The sequence below is a fragment of the Streptomyces sp. NPDC107517 genome, from assembly GCF_055582645.1.
In genome coordinates this window covers 41,654-64,566 of the sequence record NZ_JBVJPM010000029.1, presented here as the reverse complement: position 1 = coordinate 64,566, position 22,913 = coordinate 41,654, and the positions used below count along the sequence as shown (strand labels likewise).

21 protein-coding genes are annotated in these 22,913 nt (G+C 70.4%); 7 read left to right on the top strand and 14 right to left on the bottom strand.

Annotation, left to right across the window (positions count from 1 at the left end; all coding sequences use genetic code 11):
* Positions 1-8 precede the first annotated feature (8 nt).
* The 8 genes from ACZ67T_RS38730 to ACZ67T_RS38695 all read right to left on the bottom strand — a co-directional run bounded on the left by ACZ67T_RS38730 (position 9) and on the right by ACZ67T_RS38695 (position 9,036).
* On the bottom strand, positions 9-665 hold the full coding sequence (locus tag ACZ67T_RS38730; RefSeq protein ID WP_469990733.1) for an isochorismatase family protein: 657 nt from the start codon (positions 663-665) through the stop codon (positions 9-11).
* 27 nt (positions 666-692) lie between these two features.
* Positions 693-1,337, bottom strand: coding sequence for an SRPBCC family protein (locus ACZ67T_RS38725; RefSeq protein ID WP_469990731.1), 645 nt, complete (start codon positions 1,335-1,337; stop codon positions 693-695).
* Positions 1,334-1,855, bottom strand: a complete 522-nt coding sequence (locus ACZ67T_RS38720) for a (2Fe-2S)-binding protein (RefSeq protein ID WP_469990730.1) — start codon at positions 1,853-1,855, stop codon at positions 1,334-1,336. The genes ACZ67T_RS38725 and ACZ67T_RS38720 overlap by 4 nt, the downstream gene beginning before the upstream one ends.
* Positions 1,852-4,236 (bottom strand): xanthine dehydrogenase family protein molybdopterin-binding subunit, encoded by a 2,385-nt coding sequence (locus ACZ67T_RS38715; RefSeq protein WP_469990729.1) that lies wholly within the window; start codon positions 4,234-4,236, stop codon positions 1,852-1,854. Before ACZ67T_RS38715 ends, ACZ67T_RS38720 begins: the two co-directional genes overlap by 4 nt.
* A complete protein-coding gene (locus ACZ67T_RS38710) occupies positions 4,233-5,099 on the bottom strand; it encodes an FAD binding domain-containing protein (RefSeq protein ID WP_469990727.1) in 867 nt (288 codons plus the stop codon). The genes ACZ67T_RS38715 and ACZ67T_RS38710 overlap by 4 nt, the downstream gene beginning before the upstream one ends.
* Before the next feature lie 30 nt (positions 5,100-5,129).
* Positions 5,130-6,554 carry an MFS transporter gene (locus ACZ67T_RS38705; RefSeq protein WP_469990726.1) on the bottom strand — a complete coding sequence of 475 codons (1,425 nt, stop codon included), beginning with the start codon at positions 6,552-6,554 and terminating at the stop codon, positions 5,130-5,132.
* Between the two features lie 116 nt (positions 6,555-6,670).
* The gene (locus tag ACZ67T_RS38700; RefSeq protein ID WP_469990724.1) at positions 6,671-7,942 is read right to left on the bottom strand and encodes an FAD-dependent monooxygenase; all 1,272 of its coding nucleotides are present in this window, start codon (positions 7,940-7,942) and stop codon (positions 6,671-6,673) included.
* A gap of 62 nt (positions 7,943-8,004) precedes the next feature.
* On the bottom strand, positions 8,005-9,036 hold the full coding sequence (locus ACZ67T_RS38695) for a 2,5-dihydroxypyridine 5,6-dioxygenase NicX family protein (protein ID WP_469990722.1): 1,032 nt from the start codon (positions 9,034-9,036) through the stop codon (positions 8,005-8,007).
* A gap of 560 nt (positions 9,037-9,596) precedes the next feature.
* On the opposite strand from ACZ67T_RS38695, the gene ACZ67T_RS38690 reads away from it, so the two are divergent.
* The 7 genes from ACZ67T_RS38690 to ACZ67T_RS38660 all read left to right on the top strand — a co-directional run bounded on the left by ACZ67T_RS38690 (position 9,597) and on the right by ACZ67T_RS38660 (position 18,783).
* Positions 9,597-10,358: a hypothetical protein gene (locus ACZ67T_RS38690; RefSeq protein ID WP_469990720.1), complete on the top strand. Its 762-nt coding sequence runs from the start codon at positions 9,597-9,599 to the stop codon at positions 10,356-10,358.
* A gap of 174 nt (positions 10,359-10,532) precedes the next feature.
* Positions 10,533-12,278 (top strand): S1 family peptidase, encoded by a 1,746-nt coding sequence (locus ACZ67T_RS38685; RefSeq protein ID WP_469990718.1) that lies wholly within the window; start codon positions 10,533-10,535, stop codon positions 12,276-12,278.
* Between the two features lie 4 nt (positions 12,279-12,282).
* Positions 12,283-14,526, top strand: a complete 2,244-nt coding sequence (locus ACZ67T_RS38680) for a serine/threonine protein kinase (protein WP_469990717.1) — start codon at positions 12,283-12,285, stop codon at positions 14,524-14,526.
* Between the two features lie 119 nt (positions 14,527-14,645).
* Complete coding sequence (locus tag ACZ67T_RS38675; RefSeq protein ID WP_469990715.1) at positions 14,646-16,109, top strand: vWA domain-containing protein; 1,464 nt, start codon at positions 14,646-14,648, stop codon at positions 16,107-16,109.
* On the top strand, positions 16,106-17,071 hold the full coding sequence (locus ACZ67T_RS38670) for a hypothetical protein (RefSeq protein ID WP_469990714.1): 966 nt from the start codon (positions 16,106-16,108) through the stop codon (positions 17,069-17,071). Before ACZ67T_RS38675 ends, ACZ67T_RS38670 begins: the two co-directional genes overlap by 4 nt.
* Positions 17,068-18,381 (top strand): extracellular solute-binding protein, encoded by a 1,314-nt coding sequence (locus ACZ67T_RS38665; protein ID WP_469990712.1) that lies wholly within the window; start codon positions 17,068-17,070, stop codon positions 18,379-18,381. The genes ACZ67T_RS38670 and ACZ67T_RS38665 overlap by 4 nt, the downstream gene beginning before the upstream one ends.
* A gap of 39 nt (positions 18,382-18,420) precedes the next feature.
* Entirely contained in the window at positions 18,421-18,783 is a 363-nt protein-coding gene (locus tag ACZ67T_RS38660) for a CU044_2847 family protein (protein WP_356287729.1), read from the top strand.
* Positions 18,784-18,845: 62 nt separating this feature from the next.
* Here the strand turns inward: ACZ67T_RS38660 and ACZ67T_RS38655 are convergent, their stop codons facing one another.
* The 6 genes from ACZ67T_RS38655 to ACZ67T_RS38630 form a co-directional block, all read right to left on the bottom strand.
* Positions 18,846-19,100, bottom strand: coding sequence for a hypothetical protein (locus tag ACZ67T_RS38655; protein ID WP_469990710.1), 255 nt, complete (start codon positions 19,098-19,100; stop codon positions 18,846-18,848).
* A 79-nt stretch (positions 19,101-19,179) separates the two neighbouring features.
* Complete coding sequence (locus ACZ67T_RS38650; protein ID WP_469990708.1) at positions 19,180-19,485, bottom strand: hypothetical protein; 306 nt, start codon at positions 19,483-19,485, stop codon at positions 19,180-19,182.
* Positions 19,485-20,135 carry a vWA domain-containing protein gene (locus tag ACZ67T_RS38645; RefSeq protein ID WP_469990706.1) on the bottom strand — a complete coding sequence of 217 codons (651 nt, stop codon included), beginning with the start codon at positions 20,133-20,135 and terminating at the stop codon, positions 19,485-19,487. Before ACZ67T_RS38645 ends, ACZ67T_RS38650 begins: the two co-directional genes overlap by 1 nt.
* 14 nt (positions 20,136-20,149) lie before the next feature.
* Positions 20,150-21,298, bottom strand: a complete 1,149-nt coding sequence (locus tag ACZ67T_RS38640) for a hypothetical protein (protein WP_469990704.1) — start codon at positions 21,296-21,298, stop codon at positions 20,150-20,152.
* Positions 21,295-22,497, bottom strand: coding sequence for a protein phosphatase 2C domain-containing protein (locus ACZ67T_RS38635; protein WP_469990703.1), 1,203 nt, complete (start codon positions 22,495-22,497; stop codon positions 21,295-21,297). Before ACZ67T_RS38635 ends, ACZ67T_RS38640 begins: the two co-directional genes overlap by 4 nt.
* Positions 22,494-22,910 (bottom strand): hypothetical protein, encoded by a 417-nt coding sequence (locus ACZ67T_RS38630; protein ID WP_469990701.1) that lies wholly within the window; start codon positions 22,908-22,910, stop codon positions 22,494-22,496. The genes ACZ67T_RS38635 and ACZ67T_RS38630 overlap by 4 nt, the downstream gene beginning before the upstream one ends.
* Positions 22,911-22,913: the final 3 nt, after the last annotated feature.

Here is a 22,913-nt window from a genome sequence, read left to right as displayed (position 1 = left end):
GGGAGTCCTCACTGTGCGGCGGGGAGCTTGGCGAGGTAGTCGAGAGCGTCGGCCTGGTCGATGACGTCGCCGTACTTGGCCTGGATGTCGAAGAGGGCGGCGTCGTGCGGGCCTTGGGCGCGATCACCGACCGCGTCGCGCGGCACCAGGACCTGGAAACCGCACTGAACGGCATCGACGGCGGTGGCGCGCACGCAGCCGCTGGTCGTCGCTCCGCACACCACCGCCGTGTCCCGGCCGAGGGCCGTCAGCTGCGCGGCGAGCGAGGTGCCGAAGAACGCGGACGCACCCTTCTTCACCACGAGTACGTCCCCGTCCCTGGAGGGCAGCCGGGGATCGAGTGCGACCGCGTCGCTGCCCTCGCGCAGGGCGCGCATGCCGGTGGCCTTGTCCAGCCAGGCGACGGAGCGCCCGTCGGCCTCGGCGGGCGTGTAGACGATCGCCGTGAAGATCACGGGCACATCCGCGTCGCGTGCCGCCCGGATCAGTTGGGCCGTGGCGGTGACCGTTTCGGTGAGGTCGCTGCCGGTGGGGAAGTCGGGCTCGGTGAAGCCGCGGGTGAGGTCGACGACGACGAGGGCGGGGCGGGTGCCTCGGGGGACGGGGGCGCCGAAGCCGGCCCGTTCGTAGACCGAGTCGGTCCGTTGGCCGTAGTGCGCGGTCATGGAGTGGTCCTTCTTGGTGTTGAGATGTCAGCGGCGGGAGAACGCGCGGGCTATCAGCCAGCCCTGGAACATTCCGGCGGCGAAGGCGGCCACGAGAGGCACGTACCTGGTGGCCGTGGGGCCGACGAGGAGCGCGAGGCCGTCCAGTTCGGGAGGGGCGACGGGGCTGGGCGTCGGCTGTCCGGCTCCGGCCGCGGGGGCGGTCGTGGCGAGTGCCGGGCTTCCCGCCGACAGCAGCGCCACCAGGTTCTGGGCGAACTGCCGCAGCAGGCGATCTGACACCGTGACGATGGCGCCCTTGCCGAACTGGGCGATCTTGCCCCGGATGACCAGGTCGGTCGAGATCCGCAGCAGTGAGCCCGAGCCGTCGGGAGCGTCGGCCACCTGCAGGTCGACAGCCGCCTCGGCGTCGCCGCTACCGTGGACGTCGGCGCCGCTGGCCTTCAGTCGCAATCGACGTGCTTCCGGGTCGGATTCGAGGAACTGCACCGTCCCCGCGTATCCGGCCGTGATCGGCCCGACCTTGACCTTCACCGTGCCGCGCCAGGCGTCGCCGTCGAGGCCGTCGAGGGTGGCGCCGGGCATGCAGGAGGCGACCCGCTCCACTTCGTTGAGGAGCTTGAAGACGGCGTCGGGTGCCGCCGGGACGGCGATCTCGTTGGTGAGGATCACTGGACGTTCCCTTCCTGGTGCCCGCGCCGGGCCGCGGCGCAGTGCTCGACCGCGTCGACGATGGTCTGGTAGCCGGTGCAGCGGCACAGGTTGGAGGAGACCGCCTCGCGGATCTCCTCCCGGTCCGCGTCCGGGTGCTCGGCGAGGAAGCCCTCGGCGAGCATGAGGAAGCCGGGGGTGCAGAAGCCGCACTGGAGGCCGTGGTGGTCGGCGAACGCCTGCTGTAGGTCGCCGAGTTGGCCGTCCGCGGAGAGTGACTCGACCGTGCGTACCTGCCTTCCCTCCGCTTGCACGGCGAACATGAGGCAGGAGCGTGCCGGGCGTCCGTCGACGAGTACGGTGCAGGCCCCGCAGATGCCGTGCTCGCAGGCCAGGTGTGTGCCCGTGAGTCCCAGGTCGTGGCGCAGGGTGTCGGCGAGGGTGCGGCGCGAGTCCAGGACGACGTCGCGCGCCGAGCCGTTGACGGTGAGAGAGACCAGTTGCTGGTCTGCGGCGTTGCTGTTCAAACCCGTGCTCATACCGACTCCTCGCGTACGTACTTCGTCTGTTCCAGAGCGAGTTGGACCTGTTCCGGGCGGATGGGCGTGTTCTCCAGCTCCACCCCCGTGGGCCGCAGCGCGTCGTTGACGGCGTTGAGTACAGCGGCCGGGGCACCGATGGTGCCGCCCTCGCCGGCGCCCTTCGCACCCGTCTCGGTGATGAGAGAGGGGGTCTCCAGGTGGTGGATGGTGATGTCCGGGATCTCGGCCGCGGTCGGCATCTTGTACTCCATGAACCCGGTGCACTCGGGGTCGCCCTGGGCGTCGTAGGTGACCTGCTCGTACAGCGCCCCGGCAATGCCTTGCGCGATACCGCCGCGGCACTGGCCCTCCACGACCTTGGGATTGATGGCGACGCCACAGTCCTCCACGCAGATGTACCGCAGGATCTCGACCTGGCCCGTGCCCTCGTGCAGCTCGACGACGACGCCGTGAGTGGCGTTGGAGAAGGTGCCGTCGGTCAGGGTGTCGAACGACGCGGCGGCCGTCAGTCCCGGTTCCGTTCCCGGGGGCAACAGGTCCGCCCGCAGATATGCAATCTCAGCCAACTCAACGTAACTGAGGCCGCGTTCGGGATCGTTCCGCAGTCGTACCCGGCCCTTGTCGAGGACCGTGTCCTCGTACGGGACATCCAGCAGCCCGGCCGCAAGGGTGCGCAGCCGCTCGCCCAGCTTTCCTGCCGCGCGGCGTACCGCGCTGCCGCCGATGGCGATCGAGCGGCTGGCGAAGGTGCCCCAGCCGTAGGTGATCCGTTCAGTGTCACCCTGGTGCAGCTTGACCTTGTGCAGCTCCAGTCCGAGTTCGTCGGCGGCGATCTGGGCCATCGTCGTCTCGTGGCTCTGCCCGTGGCTGATGGTGCCGGTCGTGACGGTGAGTGCGCCGGTGGTGTCCATCCGTACCTCGGCGAGGTCGAAGCCCGGCACCACCTTCATTTTCCGCTGAGCGAAGGCGGCAGTGCCGTACCCGGTGCGCTCGCTGAAGCAGGAGTAGCCGATGCCCAAGTGCTTGCCCTGCTCTGTTGCTTCGACCTGGCGCTCGTACCAGCCCTCGTCCCGCAGCGACTTCTCGCACAGGTCGAGCGACTCCAGGTAGGAGCCGGGGTCGTACGTGATGTTATTGACGCCGGTGTACGGGAACTCGGTGATGACGTTCCGGCGGCGGACCTCGACTGGATCCAGGCCGAGTTCACGCGCGGCACGCTCGAAGACCCGCTCGACGGCCATCACGTACTGAGGGCGGCTGACACCCCGGTAGGGCGCGGTCGGCGCCTTGTTGGTGGTGATCGCCCGGCCGCGCACCCGGTAGGCGGGGACGCGGTAGACGCCCGGCATCTCAGACGAGGCCATCAACGGCTCGATGCCCACGGTGAACGGGTAGCAGGAGTACGCGCCCATGTCGCACACAACATCGGCGTCCAGAGCCAGGATGTGTCCGTCGTCGTCGAACGCGGCGCGCAGGCTGTAGTGCTGCTCGCGGGAGAGGAAGGATGCGGTCAGTGCGTCCTTGCGGTCCTCGATCCATTTGACCGGCCTGCCCAGGCGCATGGCGGCCGCGCCGACAGCGATCTCCTCGCGGCCCACCACGCACTTGATGCCGAAGCCGCCACCCATGTCGGGCACCAACACACGCACGGCACGCTCGTCCAGGCCCATGCAACTCGCCATCACCGTCCGCACCTGATGGGGGATCTGCGTGCACGTGTGCACGACCAGCTGCTCGTCGCGCGTGTCCCATTGGGCGACGACGCCGCGTGTCTCGAGCGGCAGTGCGTTCTGGCGGCCGGTCCGTGACTCGACGCTCACGGTGCACGCGGCGTCCGCGAAGATCTCGTCGATGCCCTCGGTCGCGAAGAGGGAGACGTCCAGCAGGGTGTTGCGCGCGGCCTCTTCGTGGACCAGCTGGGCGTCAGGGGCCAGTGCCGCAGCCTCGTCGAGGATTGGCGGGTACACGTCGTAGGTGGCCTTGGTGGCCTCGATGCCATCCTCGGCCGCGTACGGGTTCTCGGCGATCACGATCGCGATCGGCTCCCCGACGAAGCGCACCCGGTCGCGGGCGAGTACGGGCATCTCGGTGGGCACGTACTCCTCGCGGGGACGGTGCAGCCCAGCGGTGATCCCGTTCAGAGCCAGGTCGTCGGCGGTGAACACGGCCACCACACCTGGCACGTCGCGTACCGCGGACAGGTCGAGGGAGATGAGCCGGCCCGATGCGACGCTCGCCCGGACGAACTGGGCGTGGAGCATGCGCGGTACCTGGATGTCGTCGACGAACCGGCCGCGCCCGGTGAGCAGGCGTGGGTCCTCACGGCGGGGGACAGCGGATCCGACCAGGGTGGGCGAGGCCGTGTTGGTGCGGCTCATCGGGACATCGCCTCCTCACAGGCCTGCAGGACCAGTCGGCGGGTGAGGACCCGCCGATAGCGTGCACTGCCGTTCCCGTCACTGGGCGGATCGATCGCAGCAGCGGCCGCCTCCGCGCAGGCCGCGAACAACACGTCCTGGGAACCGCCCCGGGCGAGCGCCTCCTCCGCTTCCGGCACTCGTATCGGTGCCGGGGCGACGCCGCCGAGCACTACACGCCCGCCGCGCACGGCGCGGTCCTTCACATCCAGGTCGACGGCGGCCACCACTATGCCGAAGTCCCCCTTGCGCTCGGCGAATTCGGTGAGTGCCGCATGCGGCGCCGGGCAGGGGAACACCACCTCGGTGATGAGCTCGTGGGGTTCGAGCGCGGTGCTGAAGAAGCCGTAGAAGAAGTCACCCGCGGAGATGGTGCGGGTGCCCTGCGGACCTTGGGCCACGATGTGTGCGTCCAGGAGGACAGCGAGCAGGCACCACTCGGCGGTGCTGTCCCCGTGCGCGATGCTGCCGCCGACCGTGCCTCGCGTACGGATCGGCAGGTGGCCCACCCAGCGCATGGCGTCGCGCAGTACGGCGAAGCCTGGTCCCAACTGCGCCTCGTCCGCCGTCTCGACCGTGTGGTGCGTGGTGAGGGCGCCGATGCGCAGCCCGCCGGGACCGTGGCGAAGTCCGGTCAGGCCCTCGCTCGAGGGAAGGCTGCCGATGTCCACCAGGTGCCGCGGCCGCGCGAGCCGGTAGTTCATCATGGCGATGAGGCTCTGCCCGCCCGCCAGCAGCTTGGCGTCGTCACCCAGCTCGGCGAGCAACCGGGCGGCGTCCTTGGTTGATCGCGCGCGGTGGTAGGTAAAGGGGGCGGGTTTCATGGTCCTCCTCTCGTTGTTCTCAGATACGGGTCAGACGGCGGGCCGGGCCGGTTCGGCGGGCGCCGCGGTCGAATGGGGAGCCGTGGCGGCAGGCGCCGGGCCGGCTTCGACGTGGTCCAACTCGCGGCCCTTGGTCTCCGGCGCGGCCACGGCCATCCACGCCACCGCGAGCGCCGCTGCACCGCCGAGCACCGTGAAGGTCAGCGGCAGTCCGAGCACCGGCCACATGAGCGTGCCGAACAAGAGCGGCGCGAAACCGGTGGCGACGCGGCTCGCCGCGGACGCGGAACCGAACCCCGTGGCACGCATCGACGTCGGGTACAGCTCGGCCACATATGCGTACAGCACCGGGATCGTCAGCTGGATGGTGAATCCGAAGACGGCGAGCGCCACCATGGCGGCCGTCGGCGTGCTCAGCAGCAGTGCGAACACCACCAGCGCGGCGGAGGCGAGCGGGGCCGATACGCCGATCAGCCACTTTCGTCCGACCACGTCCACCAGCCACGCCGACGTGGCGACTCCGGCGATGCCGACCGCACTCATCAACGTGGTGCCCGTGAAGGCCGCCGTGTTGCTGTAGCCCTCGTCGGCGAGGATGGACGGCATCCAGCTGAGCGCGGCGTAGTACACCAGCATGATGGTGATGAAGAGGACCCAGGCGACCGAGGTGATGCGCGGACTGAACGTCCATACCCGCCCCAACTGCGCGAAAGTTTCGCTGAGTCCGCCCTTCTTGGATTCCGTCACCTGTGGTGCAGCGGGGATGGCGTACGGCTCGGCGGGGGCCCCGGTGCGGGTCACGAGCGAGTCGATGACGGTACGTGCCTCGGCCTCGCGTCCCTTGGCGGTGAGGTAGATCGGCGACTCGGGCACCCCGCGCCGCACCCAGAAGAGCAGAAGTGCGGGCAGCGTCATGGCGCCCAGCATCCAGCGCCAGCTCCCACCGAGGTCCAGCATCACCGTCGAGGCCAGGCCGCACATGGTGCCGCCGATCGGCCACCACAGATCGAGCGCGGTGAGGATCCGGCCGCGGTACTTGCGCGGCGAGAACTCGCTGATGAGTGCGTAGTCCACGGGGATGCAGCCACCGAGGCCGACACCCGCGAGGAAACGCAGCAGCAAGAAGACCCCATAGGTGGGAGAGAAGGCGGCCAGGACGGAGAAGAGGGCGAAGACCAGCAGCGTGGTGCTGAACGCCTTCTTGCGTCCGATGCGGTCCGCGATGGATCCCCAGGCCACCGCGCCGACCGCCATGCCGATGAGGTTGGCGGTGGCAACGAGACTGCGTTCACCGACGGACAGATCGAACTCGGTGCCGAGCAGTGGGGTGAGGAAGCCGTTGAGGGCGACGTCCCAGGCGTCGAAGAGGTAGCCAAGGCCGCCGATGATGAAGATGCGGCCTTGCACACGCCATTTCCAGGGGAGGTCCTGGACGATCTGGTCACCGGTTTTCACGCGCGTACTCCAGGTCTGCAGAGATGGGGACGCCGCGTCGTCGCGGGCGCTGGGTGACTGCACGAGCTGCGGGTGCCGGCCGCCGAGCGGGGCGGGAGTCGAAAGGCCGGGGAGGGTCAGCGGTGGTGTCGGTAGGCGAACTGCTCCTGGCCCGCGATGTCGAGCGGGCTGCCGCTCCACAGCCAGTCGTACGACACGTCCGACTCGCCGTCGAAGTTCCGCGCGAGCGCGGCGTCGCGGGCACCCTGTTCCGGCCCGTCGGGGTGGCGGTAGAAGGTCTTGTTGCGCAGAGAGGCCTGCTGCACCATCCCGGCGTGCTTGGCCCGGCGGTGCACGTAACGCTGCAGCGCGCCCTCCACACCGGCGACCGTCACGGCCCCGAGCTCTTCGGCGAGGACGGCGGCGTCCTCCATTGCCTGCGATGCTCCCTGTGCCTGATAGGGCAGCATTGCGTGGCAGGCGTCGCCCAGGAGCGCGACGCGGCCGTCGACCCAGACGGGGTCGGGACGCCGGTAGTAGAGGGCGAAGCAGGTGACGTCGTCCTTGGCTTTCGACAGCATCGCCGCAACGCGGTCGTCCCAGCCCTCGTAGGCATCGACCAGCTGCTGCGCGGAGGCGGTGGTGGTCCACTTCTCGGCGACCTCGTCGGTGCAGGGAACACAGCCGACAACGTTGAGGGATTCGCCGCCGCGGATGAGGTAGTGCACGAGGTGGCGTCCGGGCCCGTACCAGATGGTGCTCTGGAAGCGGTCGAAGAGGAACCGGGTGGCCGGATCCGCTCGCAGCAACTCCCCGGGGATCAGGGTGCGAAAAGCCATGTCGCCGGAGAAGACGAGCGTGTCCTCGGCGCCTATGAGGTCGCGCACCTGGGAGCGGACGCCGTCGGCGCCGATGAGGATGTCGCCGGCGTACCGGGCGCCGTTCTCGGTGATGGCGACGGGGCGCTGCGGATCGCTGCGGTCGAGGGCGGTCACGCGGCTTCCGGTGCGGATCCGGACGGCGGGGCCGGGGCCGACCGGATCGGTGCAGGCGTCGAGGATGACCTGGTGCAGGTCCGCCCGGTGGTAGTGCCAGTAGGGGGCGTTGAAGGTGTCCTTGACGCGCTGCCCGAGCGGGGTGAGCCCGACGATGGTGCCGTCCTGCCAGCGTCGGCGGACCTGGTCCAGCGGCTCCGTGCGGATGGCCTCCAGTTGGCGGCGCAGGCCGAGGCCCATCAGGATGCGGCTGGCGTTCGGTGCGGTCTGGATGCCCGCCCCCACTTCACCCAGCACGGCAGCCTGTTCGAGGACGGTGACCCGCAGGCCCTGGTGACGCAGGGACAGCGCGGCGGTGAGTCCGCCGAGGCCCCCGCCGACGACGGTGATTTCAAACGACTGGCTGAGAGCCACGATGGCTGTTCTCCTGGGAGTCTGATGAGGCCGTGGGACCTGCGGTGTCAGCTGTTCGGGCGTCAGCTCTCGACCAGGCGGCCGCCCGTGACGACCTCGGTGCCGTCGACGGTGACCGTGCAGCCGCGCATGGCGATGTCGAGGTGGGCGTACGACTCGCGCTGCAGGTGCGGGTGCGGGCCCGTGGACCACAGGAAGTTGCCGGCGAAGGCGCGGGCGTCCATGCCCATCAGGTCGTCCTTGCCGTACATCGCTGTGGCGAACCAGTCTGCGGTGTGCATCAGGCCCCATCCCATGTGGGAGAGGCTGCGGGCCCACTGGTCCTGCGAGTCGTCGAAGAACGTGTTGAGCGTCTCGGCCTCGGCGCCACCGGTGACCTTGTCGATGTGGCCGCCGGAGACCTCCAGCGTGACGGGCGTGCGTACGTACTCCTTGAACGGCAGCAGGATGTCTCCCTCGGACAGCACGATCTGCCCGTCCGAGATCTCCGGCCAGCACAGCACCATCGTGCTCGGCCAGTGGTCCCATCGCCCCGGGTCGTCGGCGAAGCCGCACTGGAACTCAGGCTTGGAGCCGGGGAGTTGGATGGTGAGATCGGTGCCCGCAGCCGAGGAGACGTGCATGACGGACGAGGCCTTGAGCAGCTCGACGCCGCGCAGCACCTCCTCCTTGTCCGACTCCTTGGGCAGATTGCGGATCAGCACGTCCGGGGCGTCGCAGACGAAGATGATCCGGGTGCCGGCGCGCAGGATCTCCTGCTGCACCGGGGCGTGGATGAACCCTTCCCGGGTGAGGTCCACCACCAGGTCGGCGGACTTCAACAGGTCTTGCGCGGTGGTGTCGTTGAGCACCGAGAGGAGGCCGGGGCCTGCGCCCGTGTGGGTGCTGGGCATCGGAGCGGGGCTGCCGCCTGGCACGGTCGCGGCGATGACATGAGCGCCGCACGTCTTGGCCGCTCCGAACGCGGCGGCCACGTAGTCGCCACGGCTGCCGGGCTCGGACAGCACGACGACGTGCTCGCCCTCGCTGAGCTTGCAGAGACGTAGCTGGCGGGTGAATGCGTCGAGCAGATCGACGGCGGTCAGATCGAACACGAGATGTCCTTCCAAGGCTCGGCTGGGTGCACGCGGGCATGGCGAACTGGCCACTTGTGCACGGGAGTTGAGCTGCGAAGACTAGGGGCGGAGCACCGCCCGACAGAGATAATCCGAACACGTACTATCTTGCTTGGCAAGGGGTGGGGGAGGAGTTAACGCAGAGCTTTCATGACGCAGTGTCAGATATGCAGACGCGCCTCGGCCCCCCGGGGGCGTCGTCACGGGTGGCCGAGCGTTGGTCTGTCGGGCGGGGTCGGCTGGGGTGGGAGGATCCGGTTTCGATGAATCAGCCCTGAGCCACGTTCTTCCGCTCGCCAACGGCCTGCGCACCGACCACCCGGTACCGGGCCTGCCCTTCGTCGACGACTCCCACCTCCCGCTCGATGAGGGACCCGAGGCCATCGAGGCCGTCGGCCGCCACGAGATGAGCGGCATGTGGGGTCGCTTCGACCGCAACCGCAAGACCAACAGCTGGTACGCCTTCACCACCGACCCCAAGCAGGACACGCTGGGCTGGTCGGTGCTCTGGCACCCCGAGCAGCCGTACTGTCCTGCTCATGCACGACGAGGACACGTCCCCGTGGCACCTGAAGTGGGCATACGACGCTCCGCTGTTCCGCGCCGGCGGCTACTGGTTCGACGGCGCCACCTGGTACCGGCCCGGCCAGGTCTGGGACCCGGCCATCCAGGACTTCGAGCGTCGCAAGGCCCGCCTGGCGGTCACCGTCACCGCGGCCGACATGCTTGACGGCCGCGCTGACCCGGCCCGCGCCCACGTCGGCAAGGTCGCCACGTTCACTCCCGATGCACCCAAGCCGGACAACTGGCTCGACCACCTGGCGCTGTGGGCCGAGCGCCGCACCAAGCAGGTCCGCGCCTTTCCGCTGGAGCAGTGCATCGTCGACCTCTCAAGCCCGGAGCTGAGCGCGGGCCAGTTGATCGGTGTCCCGGAGATGGCCGAGCTGGGTGGCATCACGGCCTCCACGTTGCGCGCCTACATCTCGCACGGCAACAGCGAGGTGCCGCTGGCGCAGGCGACCGTGAGCGGCCGTGACCAGTGGGCGCGCGCGGTGGCCGAGGACTGGGTGGAGTCGCGCAAGCGCTCCTTCACCAGCATCGGGGAAGCAATGTCCGCCAGGGATGACCGCGACAACCTCTCCCCGGGCGCGGCCGAGGTACGCGACCGCTTCGCCTCCAACTTCCGCAGCACTCTGTGGGACAGCTCTGACGTCCGCAAACTTTGGTACTGCGCCAGCGCAACCCGGAGGCCGTCGGCGAGGTCGCCGACGAGCTGGCCAAGGAGCGAAGAGGGCCGGTGATCCCGCCCGGAGATGCCCAGAGCCTTGATTCACCGGGCCGGTGACGGCAGCCGCCGTGTCCAGCCGGCGGCCCCCCTCACGTTCGGTTCAACGCGTCAAATCGTCGCTACCACAAGGCACTTGGGGCTGGTAATCCATGGGCGACGGGTGGGGCGACCGAGTAGCTTTGCGTGTATGACGTCGCATCAGCACCAGGAAGCGCCCTGGCGGGTGAGGGTCGACGATGCCGAGGGGACTGTGCGTGGGGCGGGCGTGCTGCTCGGGGAGCGGTACGTGCTGACATGTGCGCACGTCGTGGAGAAGGCGGGCGCCGGTCCGAGGGGGCCGCTGGACCATGTGCGCGTGTGCAGCACGGAGTGCGATCCGCCCTGGACCGCCGAAGCCAGGCTGGTGCCCGGCACCTGGGCGTACACGAGCGGGACCTTCTCGCGCGGTGATGTGGCCCTGCTCGAACTGGACGCACCACCCGGCTGCGACATCCGGGCCCGGCTGTGGAAGGCCCCGATCTCGGGTGGCGCGGTGCGTGTCTACGGCTTCCCGCGAGTGGAACCCAGAGGGGTGTGGGCGGACGCCGAGCTGGCGGGTTCCGCCGGTCCCGAGCGGGGGCAGCTGAAGAAGCTGGACGCGATCGGGCCGTGGATCGTGCCGGGGTACTCGGGGGCCGGAGTGATGGCGAAGAACGGCGAGTTCGCTGGGAGCGTGGTCGGGATAGCGGTCGCCGACCACATCGCCGGAGACGCCAGGGCCGCCTGGATGATGCCCGCCGAGAAGATCCTCTCGTATCTGCCGCTGCTCGAGCAGTTCACGGACGGTGCCTCCACCATCGTCATCCCCGAGAACGGGAACGGTACCGGGGTCGACGCCGGCGGACCGCTCGCAGGACCGCTGAGGCTCGCCCTCACCCGCCAGCTGCGGCGGCTGCTCACCGACGACGCCTGGGCCGGAACGGTCGTCGTCAGCACCGGCCGCGCATCCGGCGTGGGCTCCTCGTGGCTCGCGCGCCTCGCCCGGACATCGGACCCGGGCGGCCCCACCCGGGCCGGCAGCGGCGCCCACGGCGACACCGATCTCGCCCACGGCAGCATCGACGCCGCGTACGACGCGCGGGGCAGTACGACGCGCGAGGTGTGCCGGTATCTGACACAGCGGTTCGGGCTTCCCGATGGCGACGGGCCGGAGGCGGTCGAGGAGTTGGTACACGCGCTGCTTCGCCGCAAGCCGCCCGCCTGTCTGATCGTGGACGGTGTCGACCGCGCCCAGGACCCCGGCGCACTCGTCGCGCAACTCTGCGCGCCGCTGGCCCGGCGTGCGCAGTTGCGAGGGTTGCGCGTCGTCCTGGGTTTCGACGGGGTGCCACCCGCCGAGCTTCCGTACGACGTGTGGCTCGACCCGGCGCCGCTACCGCCTGCCGCACCGGACGGGGCACCCGCGGCCGCCGCGGTCGAGGAGGCCGTGGCGGATCTGTCCCGGTCGGAGGGCGAGGCACTCGCGGCGTACCGCACAGTGGCCACGAGCTTTCTCGCGCCGCCGCGTCTGCCACGGGCCCGGGCACCCCGCCTCGCGGTGCGCCTCGCCGTCGCCGGCTCCCCGCGGGGGGACGCCGGTGAACTCGCCGCCGTGGCCGAGCACGCGCGCGATGCCCGTACCCCTCTGCGCACGTACGTAGAAGAGGTGCGGCGCATGGAAGCCGAACGGCAGGACCTCGATGCCCGGCTCGAGCTGCACCGGGTCTACGCGGCCCGGAACGTCGGCGCCGAGGACCTGGAACTCGGGGAGCTGTACGCGCACGCGGCCCGCGCGCTGAAACAGGTGCCCGTCGACCTGGCGGCGGCCGGACGGCGGGTGCCGCGCTATGTGGCCGCGGTCAACACCCGTATCGCGGCAGGCCGGACGCCGAGCGACGCCGTCGGGGAGGAATGAGGCGATGGGCAGATGTGAGCGGCCGGAGTGCGGGCGCGGCACGATCGGCGCGGACGGCTTCTGCACCGTGTGCGGACGGGTTTCGGCAGCCGGGGCAGCCGTAAGAGTGGAGCGGCCGCATCCGGCGGAGCCACCGGCGCCACCGGCCCGCGTCGGCGTCGCGCAGGTGCGGCCGGACCCCTGGTACGGCCTGACCCTGGTCGACGACGCCCAGGCGCCCGGGCTGGAGGACCCGGCTCGGCTCAAGCCCGACAGCAGCACGCGCGCGGAGGAAGACCGCTTCTGCGCCAATCCGGACTGCCAGGGCGAGGTCGGCCGCAGCAGGGACGGCCGGCCTGGGCGCACCTCCGGCTTCTGCCCGCGCTGCCGCACTCCGTTCGACTTCACCTCGGTCGCGGGCTTGGTCGTGGCCGACCGCTACGACCTCCTGCGCCGGCTCGGCCAGGGCTCGTACGGGGAGGCCTATCTCGCCCACGACCGCAACCTGGAGACCCAGGTGGTGCTCAAGAGGCTTGCGCAGCAGGACATGTCGCAGCAGGAGCGCGATGTCCTGGTGGGCCTGCGGCACGACGCCATCGTGCGGATCCTGGGATACGAAGAAGAAGGGACGCAGGCCGGGGAGGGGGCGGAAGGCGAGGAGGGCGGCGAGGAGCGGCGTACCTACCTGGTGCTGGAATACGTGCCCGGCGACGCCCTGTCCGCACGCCGCGGCGACCGCCTGGAGACCCTGCTCGCACACGGGATCCGTGTGCTGCAGGCGCTTGACTACGTGCACGCCCGCCAGTTGTTGCACTGCGATGTCAAACCCTTGAACATCATGCGCTTCCGCGAGCAGGGCGCCACCGGGGCGCTGGACCGCGTACGGCTCATCGACTTCGGTGCCGTGCGCTCCTTGGGGGACACCTCACCGATGCACACCTACACGCCGCTGTACGCACCGCTGCCCGGGGACGCCGAGTACACGGAGGGGCCGACCGCCGGGTTCGATCTGTACGGGCTCGGCGCCACCCTGCTGGAGCTGTGCAGGGACCGTCTGCGGGACAAGTCGGCGCCGGGTGTGCTCGCCCTCGACCTGCTGTTGCAGCGGGCCACGCACGCGGGCGGGCCCGCCCGGCGGTTCACCTCGGCGCGCCAGTTCGGCGAGCAGCTCAGCGGCGTCGTCCGACAGGTTGTCGCGGCGCCGCAGGTCGGCCGCCGGGTGCGCAGGGCCTCCGCTCTGTTCGGCTCCCTGGACGCCGCGCTGCACGGCGGGCTCGGGGCCGCGCGGCCGCTGCTGGACTGGGCCGACGCGGCAGTACGCACGGACCGGGGCACGGGCTCGGTGCAGCTCGACCTGCTACCCCTGTTCGTGACCCCGAGCGCGCCGGACATCGCCGCTGCCCTGCCGATGCCCCTGGAGGACCCGGACGATCCGACCTGCGGCAGCGCCGTGAAGGAACAACTCGCCGTGTGCCGCACCCTGGTGGGCATGGGCGAGCCCGGTCGCGCGCGGGAAGAACTCGCCCACGTGGCGGTGTCCGGGGAACACTGGCTGCGCCACTGGTACACCGGGCTGATCGCGCTCCTGGACAAGAATCTCGAGGGCGCCGAGGCCCAGTTCGCCGATGTGCGCGACGCGCTGCCCGGAGAGCTGATCCCACAACTCGCGCTCGGCCTGTGTGCCGAGAGCCGCGGGGAGCGTACGCTCGCCAGGAACTACTACTCCATCGTGTTCGCCACGGCACCGGCGCTCGGCGCGGCCGCCTTCGGCCTCGCCCGCGTGCAGCACCAGGACGGCAGTACGGTCCGGGCCATGCAGGTCGTCGCCGATCTGACGCGGGAGACAGCCTTCGAACGTGCGGCGCGCATCGCGGAGTTCCGGCTGTGCGCGGCCCTGTGCACGCAGCAGGCCACGGACGACCGGCAGCGGGCCCAGGACACCGGGCTCGCCACTCGGGCCCGGCATCTCCTGCTCGACCTGCTGCGCATGGACGGCGCGAACCACGCCGAGCTCAGCGCCGAACTGGCCCACGCCACCTTCCTGTTGGACGGAGACCGCCTGGTGTTCTCGGAGGCTGTCCGCGCCCTTGCCCGGCGCGCACCCACGGAGGAGGCATTCTTCCGGTTGGTGGACCGGGCCAACCAACTACGCCCGGAACCAAGGCCGTTGTGGCGACCCTGGCTCGGTGTGCGCTCGCCGGGGCGCATCGGCCGGCGCCGGGGACGCACGAGTGAGGCCCTGGACGCACAGATCCGTTCCGGCTCGTGAACGGCGGCGCTACGCTCCCGGGGGTGGGCCGGCGTACGGGGGACAGGGACCGGCGGACAACCGACGGACACACCACGTGGCACACGGCGGTCACACACGACGACGGGGGCGAGGACGCCATGCCGGACACATCACCGACGGGCCTGGACTTCACGGTGGAGGTGGACGCGGAGCAGGACCTGGCCCTGGGCGCCACACGCGCCGACGCCCTGGTCACCGTGCGCGCCACGACGGGCGGGGCGGGTGAGGCGGGCGCTCGCGTGCCGTGCGGCGCCGAGATCCTGGTCATGGACAGGTCTCTGTCGATGGCCGGCTTCGGCAAGCTCGACGAGGCGAAACGCGCGGCCTGCGCGGCGATCGACACACTGCGCGACGGCACCCTTCTCGGCATCGTCGCGGGGGACCACAGGGCCACTGTGATCTATCCGCCGCACGGCGACACGCTCGCTGTCGTCGACGAGGCGGTCCGCGAGAACGCCAAGTCATGTGTCGCCGCCCAGCTGGCCCAGGGCGGCACGGCGATCGGTACCTGGCTCACCGCGGCCCGCAGCCTCTTCGAGCGGTCCGCAGGCCGCGGCGACGTGTGTCATGCCGTCCTGTACACCGACGGCAAGAACGAGCACGAGACATCCGAACAGCTCGACGCCGCTCTCGCCTCCTGCGGCGACCGCTTCACCTGCGATGTGCGCGGCCTGGGCGACGGGTGGAACTACGACGAACTCCTTCGGATCACCCAGGCGTTGCACGGCGAGGCCGACGCCGTCGTCGACATCTCCGATCTCACCGAGGACTTCGTCCGCCTGATGCGCCGGGCACAGGAGATCGTCCTTCCGCGGTCCACCCTCGGGCTCCGGATCACGGAGCTGTTCCGTCTGGAGTCGGTACGGCAGACCTGGCCGGCGGAGGTCGATCTGACCGCGCAGGCCGTCGACGACGGCGGCGGGCTCGTCCGGGTCCCGCTCGGCGCCTGGTCGCCGGAGAGTAAGGGCTATCAGGTGACTCTGCGGTTCGAGGCCGGGACGCTGCCCGTGGACGACCCGGTGAGAGCCTGCGGCATCACCGTCCACGGAGAGTCGCAGGGCGAGGGGAAGGGGGAGGGGGAGCAGACGCATCTGACGCCCGAGGCATCCCTGATCGTGCGCCAACGATCGCTACCTGCCTTCAAGTTGTCCGTCTCGGCCGGCATGACCCGCGTGGAGAGCACGCGGGAGCTCGGCATGGCGATGCGGGCCCTCGCCGACGCGCACGATCAGGGGGACTCGGCGCGCGCCGACACGGAACTGCGCCTCGCGCTGCGGTTGGCGGAACACCTCGGCGACACACGGCGGTTGGAACTTCTGCGGTCCGTCGCCGAGCCCGGCCCCGTCCCGGTGGTCCGACGAGGTGTCGCTCGTGGACAGATGCAGCGGATCGGAGTCGTCTCCAGCCGCACGGGCCGTCCGCAGACGGGCGAGGTCACACCCAGCGCCCTCCCGGACGGTGCGACGGACTCCGCCCGCTGCCCGCGCTGCGACGCCTCCGTCCTGCCAGATGAGCGCTTCTGCGAGTGCGGTTACGAGGTCCGCCTGGGGAGCGGCGCATGAGCACCTCCACAGCACCGGCCGAGACGGACGCGCCGGACGAGCCGAAAAAGGGCGGCGCGCTGGTCGCCGCGTGGAAGCGGGCGCGGAACGCGCACCCGGTGCAGGTGCTGCGATGGCTGCGGGTCGGAATGCTCGCGATGGTGTGCGCGACCGCGGTGGTCTATCTGGTGCTGGCCACCACGGGTGCCCGCGAGATCACCACCGCCCGACGGGTCGACTCCGCGATCCAGGACATCGACGATGCGCGTGACGCGGCCACCGCGGCTGACCGGGCGCTGCAGCAGGCCGCCGACACCGGCCAGGTCCAACTGACCGGCACCGGAGCGGACTTCGCCAACGCCACCGCCCGGATCGGCACCCTGCTCACGGCCGCGGCGCAGGGCAATGCGGCGGGAGCCGCGGGCCGCAGCCAGTTCCAGTTCGTCCAAGGGCAGTTGACCGGCTGTCTGCTCGCCGCGGCGGCGGTGCACGACAACGGCGACGACGTGGGTGCCGCCCGCGCCGCGCTCACCGCCGCACCTTTGCGTGACCCGGAGACGAAGCGGCCGGTCCCCGGCACCGGCGGCCTCCAGGCGTCCTTGGAGGACTTGAGGGACCTGCAGCGGTCCGGCCTGGCGCGGCAGAAGGACGAAGGGTGGCTCGACCCCGTCCAGCTCTGGTCCCTGGCCGTCGCCCCGCTCCTGGCGATGCTGGGCATGACCCTGGTCACCGCCCGCATCCTGGCCCGGCACTTCCACCGCACCACCGGCCCGCTCCTGCCGCTCACGGGCGCCGTCACGTGCGCCGTAGGGCTGGCCTCGGCGGCGCTCACCGCCTGGGACGAGAGCCGCCTCGCCGCCGAGCCGGCCGCGGGCACTCCCTGGGCCATGACCGCCGCGCTGCTCGCCCTTGCCGTTGCCGGACTCCTCAACCACCTCGCGTATCGCCCGCGCCTCGCCGAATACAGGTTCCCGCGCCCATGACCAAAACCTCACCGGTGCCCGCCGCCCGCACCTGGTCCAATTCCCGCCTCACGGTCCTCGGCGCGTGCCTCTGCCTGCTGCTCGTCCTCGCGGCATGCAGCGGTACCCGCGAACGCGTGACCATCATGGTGCCCTGGACCCAACAGGCCGAGTTCCAGACGTTCTACTCACTCGTGAAGGACTTCGAGGACGACACCGGCATCGAGGTCGACGTCCAGGTCACCCGGGCGCTCACCCAACAGCTCGACGCGGCCGTGACCGCGGGCGCCCCGCCGGACCTGGCCGTGCTGCCGAGCCCGGCCGCCGTGGCCCGTTACGCGGGTCGGAGCGGCGGCCTGCGGGCCCTGGACAGGCACGGGGACGGCGGCGGGGACGAGAACATCGTCGACATCACCGACTATCTACAGCCGTTCCAGGGCCTGTCGCGGGTGGCGGGCACCGCCTACGCCGTGCCGGTCAAGGTCGATGTGAAGAGTCTCGTCTGGTATGACTCCCGGACCACCTCCGCACCGGCCGCGGGCGCGGCGTCGGCATCGGGGCGCGGCGCCGGGGTGCCCTCCGGTCTGCCGTGGTGCCTCGGTCTGGAGTCGGGGCCGACGTCCGGCTGGCCCGGCGCGGACTGGATCGCAGACGTGCTTCTCGCCGGCGCGGGCCCGGACGCGTACGCCCGGTGGGTGTCCGGCGATCTGCCCTGGACGGCCGGCCAGGTCGAGCAGGCGTGGCAGCATTGGCGCGGCCTGGTGGGGGCGAAGGTCCTCGACGGCGCCGCGCAGCGCGGATTCGCCGAGGCCACGCAGGACTTGGCGGGTGCGTCGCCGGACTGCCGACTCGCGCACGGCGCGCGCTCCGCCCTGGCCACGGATGTGCAGCAGGACAACCGGCTCGACTTCACGGCCCCCGCCGGCCGTGGCCCGCTGCAGGTGTCCGGCGACTTCGTCGGCATGTTCACCGCGCACAACGCGGCCGCCAAGTCCTTCGTCAGGTACCTCGCCGGTCAGCAGGCGCAACAGGCCTGGGTGAACGAGAAGGGCGCCGTCGCGCTCTCCGCCCACAAGCGCGTGACGCGGTACGACAACGCCGTGCAGCGGCGCATCGCCGAGCTGTTGCGCCCCCAGGCGCGCCGCCCGCTGTGTTTCAGCGCGGCAGACGTGTTGAGCCCCGACGTCTCCGCCGCCTTCTACCGCGCTGTCATCGAGTACGTCGACCAGCCGGATCAGCTGACGCACCTCATGCAGAGCCTGCAGAAAGTACAGGCAAACCTGGGAGGCTCCGCCCTGCCCCGGCAGAGCGTCTGTACTGTCCCCAAGTAACCGTCGGAGCCGTGTAGTTGAGCAAAGGAGCCCAGCCCCGTGCCCGAGACAGTGGAATTCCTGCTGGAGGACGGAACCGTCGTCCATGTGTCGCAGGCTGAACGCACCGGTGGCGGCCCCGTCGGCCTCGGCGACCACCTCGGCCGCGCCCGGCAGTCGCTGCGCCAGGCACTCGCCCCGGTCACCGCGGCGGCCTCCGATGTGATCGACGAGTTCCGCGCCCACACCCGGTGCCCCGACGAGATCGAGGTGTCCTTCGGCGTCGCGCTCGACACGCAGGTGGGCGCGATCATCAGCACCGCCAAGGCCAGCACGCATCTCGACGTACGACTGCGCTGGAGCAGCCGGGGACCCGCCGACGACGACTCGGCGCCTCCGGGCACGCCCGGCCAACCGGGGTGACACGGGCGCGGATACAACTGCGGTGGAACCCCCAGCCCCACGCCCGGTTTCGGCAGGCCCTTTCAGCCCGCCCGGACGAACTCCATATTGATCGAGTACATGAACTGGCCGACGCTCACGCACTCCCAGCCGACGTCTTCGACGGATCGCACGACCAGGTCGATCTCCTTGCGGATCTTCTTCATGGGGTTCCTCACCCGGGCCATGCCCCGGGGGTCGATGTCGATGGACGCTTCGAAGATGTGGTCCCCTTGCGCGTGTGCGCGCCTGGCATCCGCGACGAGCTTCTGCATCCGGATCGCGTGCAGTATTCCCACGTGCGCCTCCAGCTCTGGGCTGCCGTGGGCCCGTTGACCTTCCCAACTGCCTTACGGGCCCGAGTGATTAGGTACGCCTCTACCGCCGGTTGAACGAACTACCGGTGGCCGTGGCTGTGGCCGTGGGTCCGGGTAGGTAGGCGGGTGAGGTCGGGGCCGGGCGGTCCGGCGACGGCGTCTCGGAGACGTGGGAGCGGGTGTGGGTCGGCTGCACAGTCGTCGCCGGGTGCGAGCCGCCTCCGCTCCCGTTCGCCGAGGAGTCAAGGACATTGCCTGTCACCTCGACCGCGGCGCCGCAGACGAGTAGCGCTGCGGCCAGCGCGGTCAGTCCGGCGGAGGCGCGCTGTGCCCGGGACGCCGTGGAACGCGGGTCGATGTCCGTCATCAGTCCACGTATTCCTGGGCGACCTCGACGTACTGGAAACCCCTGACGTCGGTGGCGATCTTCATCTGACCGGTCTTCGACGAGGCGATCAGGGTGTTGAGCAGACCAGCGATCGCCTCGCTCAGCGCCGACTCGGTGTCCGAACCGTCGGCGATGAACAGCGCCTTGGTCGCCACCTGTTCGAGCACGTCGCGCTTCGCGCCGCCGAAGCCGTAGGCGATCACGTGAGGGTGGCGCGGCCAGTCCCTGTCCACGAGCTTGCGGAAAGAGTGCTGCCAGTGCGCGTCGGTCGGACCGCCGTCGGTCAGGAAGAAGATCGTCGGCCTCAGCACCTCGAGGTTCTGCATTCTCAGGTTGCTGACATCCTGTTCGATGCACTCCCGCACCTGGTCGAAGGTCTTGCCGTACTCCGTGCGCCCGCCGCAGATCACCTCGGGCATGGCCGGCACCTGCTCCATGTCCGACATCGGGATCACCACGTGCACGTCGGTGGAGAAGGCGATCACGCTGACTCGGGCGAACTCCGAGACGCGGGGATTCGTCGCCAGGTTGTAGTGCAGACGGGAGAGGGTCGCGTTGAGCACTGCCTCGTGGGGTTTCATCGACGAGGACGCGTCGATCACCACATAGGTGGGCAGGCAGAGTGACATGGTGCACCTCTGAGCTAGTGGTTGGAGGCGATGACGAAGAGCAGGATCACGGCTATGACGATCACGAAAATCCAGCCGACCCCGACCTGCGAGCCGGGATCAGGTGCTTTGGAAGGCGCCGACTGGGGTTCCTTCACGGGCTTGTGGGTCTCGGCAGGTGTCTGCCGGATCGGGGCCTGCGTGGGCTGAGGGGGCAGCGGGGGCAGCTCGGTTCGTGTCGGACGTGGCGCGGTTCTGAGATAGGGCCCGCTGTTGAGCGCCTGGTTCAGCTGAGCGGCCGAGGGCCGTCGCTCGCGGTCGGTCGCGAGCAGCATGTCGAGCAGCACCTCGGACACGGCGGGCTGGTTCCGCCAGTGGGACGCGGCGATGGTGTGGAATGCGCTCGCGTCCCGCCTGCCCGTCAGACATTTGGCGACCAGCAGTCCGAGCCGGTAGCTGTCGGTGTACTCGTCCGCATCGGTGCCCGCAGGCGTGAGCGGGTCGGCCCAGTTCGGCTGGTGGAGGTCAGGCATCTTCTTCGGCTGACAGCCGTCGACGTCGATGAGGTAGACCGAACGCTGATCCGGGCTCCAGAAGGCGTTGGAGAACGACCAGTCCGAGTAGACCAGGCCCAGGCGCTCCAGGATCGCGGCGAGGTCCGTCAGTTCGATGCAGGCGGCCAGCCTGCCCGCGAAGCCCGGGGGTGGCAGTCCGACGCCCCGGATCGACTCGTCGGACTTCGCCAGCCAGTCGATCTCCACGAACCGGCGGTCGCTGAACTCGCCTCGCCGCAGCTCGCAACGGTACTGCTCGGGCGCCATCGGGATCACGCAGCCGACGGCCGGGTTGCCGGGCTCATGGATCCGGGAGGCGGGCCAGCACGTCCCGGCGTACAGGACCGTACGATCCGACTCCGACAGAGTGTCCGGAGCCGAGATCAGCTGGTCGAGCCGATGGGCGTCCTCCGGGTGCTGGTCCGGCCGGTAAAGCTTGGCCAGCCAGCCCGGATGGTTCGTCAGTGGCCTTACGGCGATGGCCTGGCCGTTGTGTTCGGAGATCGGCTCGGCAAGTGGTCCGAGGTCGCTGACGCTCACGGCCCGTGGCAACACCCAGTCCCGCGGATCGGCCGCCGGGCCGGCTCCGGCACTGTCATCGGCGCCGTCGATGAGATGCGGTTCTGTCATGCCCGGTCACCGTTCCACATCACGACCGCGGTGCGGTCGTCAAGGCACTGCGGTGCGTCGAAGCCGACGTCGGCAGTGAACCGCGTGGCCGGGACCGGCGAGCGCCAGGCGTTCGCGAAGTACTCGTTGATATTGGCCGCAGGGTCCGCCCACGCGTCGCCGATCCCGTCCGTGACCAGCGCGAGGGCGGCGCCGGGAGCCAGCCTGACGTAGTGGTCCCTGGCCAGTTGCGGCGTGTCCGGCAGTCGCCCGGCGACCTCGTTCGAGACCACCGCGGCCGTGCGGTCCTTGGCATCGCCGGCGGAGAACTGCCACAGCGGGAGGCGCGGATCGAGCGTCCAGGCCGAACTGTCGCCGAGCCACGCGACCCAGGCCTGCGCGACGCCGTTCGCGTCCGGCTCGGCGACCACCGCGGTGATCAGAACCGTGGCCACGTGCGAGACGTCGACGCCGCGTCCGGCCGCGTGCGCGGCGACCGACTCCGCGATCCGCCCGTACAGCTCCTTGACGTCGAGCCCGCCGAAGCCCACCGTCTCGATCTGCTCGCGCAGCAGGGTAACGGCCTGGCTGGAGGCCGTGGTCGCTCCGGCGTCGGACCAGGCCGCGCTGGACAGGCCGTCGGCCACGGCCACGATCGCGTACCGGCTGTCCGGGCTTCGCCCGATCCGGTAGGAGTCCTGCCGCGGCTCGGCAGGCCGGGCGCAGCGGTGGCCGGGCCCGATGACGGAGGCCGCGCGGATGGTGAAGGCACCGACCGTGGCCTCGTCGGCGGCGATCCCGTTCTGGACCGTGCGCTCCGGCAGCAGCCAGGGGTAGCCCTGAGCGCGGGCGCCGTCGCCGAAGCGGGGAACGCTCAGGTCGGTCGGCCGCTCGCGCAGGAACGGCTGGGGCCTCGGAGGCAGGGACTGCGCCGCCGCCGGTCCGGTGACGTAGCGGCAGACCGGAACCGTCGTGTCGGGCCGGGGTGCCTCTTCGAGCCGGTCCCGCTGCCGGGCGAGCGGCCCGGCGGACTCGGACCGCAGTACGGCCGCCGCGCCTACGACAGCCACTGCCGCGAGGGCGAACCCGTTCACCAGCAGGCCGAACCGCCGATGCTCCGTGCAGTCCTCGATGAACGCCCCGATGACGATGGCCACGAGCAGCACCACCCGCGCCCGTCCGCCCATGAGGCCGCCCCGCCGGCTGTCGTCCCGGTTCACGGCCGTTCCTCGGAAGCGCGGGATTTCGGCCCGGAGGCAAAGTGCTGAGTACCGTGCTGCACCGCGAATACCTCACCTGAATGGGTGGCGGAATTGACCTGGATCACGATGTCCGGCCTTTCTGCGGTTCGCAGAGAAGCCAGGGCCATGACGTCCTGGGCGAGATCCGGGTTCCGGTCGAGCAGCCGGGACAGGGCCTCGGTCCAGTAGTCCACTGCCCCGGCGCCGACCGCTCCCCTCGTGGCGGTCGACTGCCGGTTCAGCGTCTCGGACAGCTCGTTACGGCGGCTGTCGCGAGTTCGTGCGAGGACGCCGCTCATCAGCCTCTTGGCCTCCTGCCAGAGATCGGTGCCCATCGCGGAGACCAGTGCGGTGGCGCCGCTCGCGGCCAGGCTTGCGAGTTCCTCGTTCATCAG